A 2,486-nucleotide genomic window follows, 5' to 3' on the forward strand; every position below is an offset into this window, starting at 1 on the left:
GGTTTTTCATGGCCTGCTCCAGCGCCACAGCTGACCGTACCGGTTCAAAGCGGGCAGCCTCTTCGGCAGACAGCGGTTGTTCCGGCATATCAAGTCCCAAAGTGACTTTGCGCCAGGCGTTGAAGCGGTTGACTACATCTGGTGCAATTGTAAATTCTTGCTGAATATCAGCATGCATTGTCCGCCACAATTTATTTTGCAAATCGTCGGGTAACACCGACTGGGGGACCTTAAGCGGTGCCCCGACTTGAAAGGCCGCCGCATACATTTCATGTAAAGAAATTTGGGATAAAAGGAAACCATCGTTTTTCCCTATCGCCTTACCCTGATCTCCCGGCGGATACCCACCCCCCAAATCAGAATGCACCCCGGGATAAATTACCTCGGTGCTACCGGTCGGGTAGGTCCCATCAGAACGGCGAATCGAATCCATCGGGAAACTCAGCCGCTGTTCATGGGTCGAGACCAGATGCACACAGCGTTTCACCAACCCGCCGTAAATCTCCTCCGATGGCAGCTCCTGCGTGCCGTCGGCCCAAGCCATATGCCCCTCAACAACAGGAACCATATGGCTCACTCCAACCGACGCCACCGTGTCAAACAGCCCGAGAAACTCCACACTGATGGGCAGGTTACAATCCGGGTCGGTTTCGTTTTTCGCTTGCAGACACTGTGATGGCTTCAGGTCATCCCCTGTGGGAGGCGGCAACAATTCGGCCAGCCAGTTGACAAAGGCCCGGGCCTCTGCTGCCCCACGGGAAAAACCATACACATACAACTTCATCCCCAACAATTTGGATTTGCCCCGACCGGGCTGGCTGCGGGCTACTTTTAGCTCACGTTTTAAACGGGAAAACTGCTTATAAAACTCGCTATAACGGTTATGCGCCCCTCCCAAGCCCAGTGTGTGCCAGGTGGTGGACATCGACTCAAGGGATTTTTGACTTTCACTGTTGGTCATCTGTTTTTGTGTCAGGCTAAAGCCAAGGACATCAATCAACCGCAGCAACGCCCAGTTGATCCGGTCCTCCCCCCGATCAGCAAAAGCCAGTCCCCATGTGCTGTAATCCAGATCATTAATTTCCGGGAAGGGGGTACCCACACCGGGGATATAATACTTGAAGTACTTTCCACCAGTGCTTTCGACATCATCCAGTAACGGCTTACCTGCCGCCCCACCCGCATAACCGGCCCCAATCGTCGCCTGAAACAGCCGAACGATATTAGTCGGATGGTGAGGAACAGCCTGATAAAGGTCGTTATACAAATTATTGCCGGTGCCATCAAAAAACAGGCTGACATGCAACGTTTTACAGCAAGGCGGTATCACCCGGCGCTCTGCCGCCAGACACAATTCCTGATGGTAAGCCCTTTCATCACTGGTCTGACGGTGACAATTTTGCCCGACCAGATAGCGTTTAGACGGCAACCGCCCATCGACGGGAAAAGGGGCTGGCAACCAGACCGCATCGTTATGATTTATTTCGGACATACTGTCGGCTCCTTCATTTCTAACGGTTCTTTAATCGGGTAGTTTGGGCTACCGTAGGCGTCACAAGAGGTCGTGACTTTAATCTGATCACAGGGCAAGAAATGCACCGTAATCCCGCAGGTATCTCCCCCATTCTGATAATAAGGCACCGGCACTACCTGGCTATGCTGGCGTTTCTGGGCATTGATTTTCCTATCCCATGCCAAATATTTTTCCCAATTTGCATACCCAGGAAAATCGTCGGAAAAAGCGACACCGGTTTCCCAATCCACCTTAACCGTCATCCCCGATTTCCACTTCTCCGGAGCCCGATAGCAACAGCCACCGCCACCGCCCTGATACGGCCCGATACTATCGATACCGGGATTATCATCCACACTGAACCGGTTAATCGCCCACTTAGTATGGTTAATCGCGATAATCACGCCAGCCTGCGCCGGAAACTGGCTACACGCCGTCAGTAACAGGCATAAAACCGCCCATTTAGCCCGGTGTTTCTTCATCTTTCTCTCCTTCAATAAGGCATAATCTGGCTTTGAGATGCCTGTCGGCATTATTTCGGACATACTTTCGGCTCCTTCATTTCTAACGGTTCTTTAATCGGGTAGTTTGGGCTACCGTAGGCGTCACAAGAGGTCGTGACTTTAATCTGATCACAGGGCAAGAAATGCACCGTAATCCCGCAGGTATCTCCCCCATTCTGATAATAAGGCACCGGCACTACCTGGCTATGCTGCCGTTTCTGGGCATTTATTTTTCTATCCCATTCCAAATACTTCTCGTCGTTTTCATACCCGGGAAAATCGTCGGAGAAAGCGACACCGGTTTCCCAATCCACCTTAACCGTCATCCCCGGTTTCCATTTCTCCGGAGCCCGATAGCAACAGCCACCGCCACCGCCCTGATATGGCCCGATACTATCGATACCGGGATTATCATCCACACTGAACCGGTTAATCGCCCACTTGGTATGGTTAATCGCGATAATCACGCC

General features: G+C 51.9%; 3 protein-coding genes. All 3 read right to left on the reverse strand.

Going from position 1 to position 2,486, the window contains the following annotated elements; all coding sequences use genetic code 11:
* Positions 1-1,492: T6SS phospholipase effector Tle1-like catalytic domain-containing protein (locus AM629_RS20815; RefSeq protein ID WP_161804261.1), on the reverse strand; the 1,492-nt coding region annotated here is incomplete at its 3' end.
* Positions 1,480-1,995, reverse strand: a complete 516-nt coding sequence (locus tag AM629_RS20820) for a Tli1a family immunity protein (RefSeq protein WP_054481691.1) — start codon at positions 1,993-1,995, stop codon at positions 1,480-1,482. The genes AM629_RS20815 and AM629_RS20820, both read right to left, overlap by 13 nt.
* Positions 1,996-2,045: 50 nt before the next feature.
* A partial coding sequence (locus AM629_RS20825; RefSeq protein WP_054481693.1) for a Tli1a family immunity protein occupies positions 2,046-2,486 on the reverse strand: 441 nt, incomplete at its 5' end.

The sequence above is a fragment of the Photorhabdus heterorhabditis genome (genome assembly GCF_001280945.1).
Lineage (GTDB): Bacteria > Pseudomonadota > Gammaproteobacteria > Enterobacterales > Enterobacteriaceae > Photorhabdus > Photorhabdus heterorhabditis.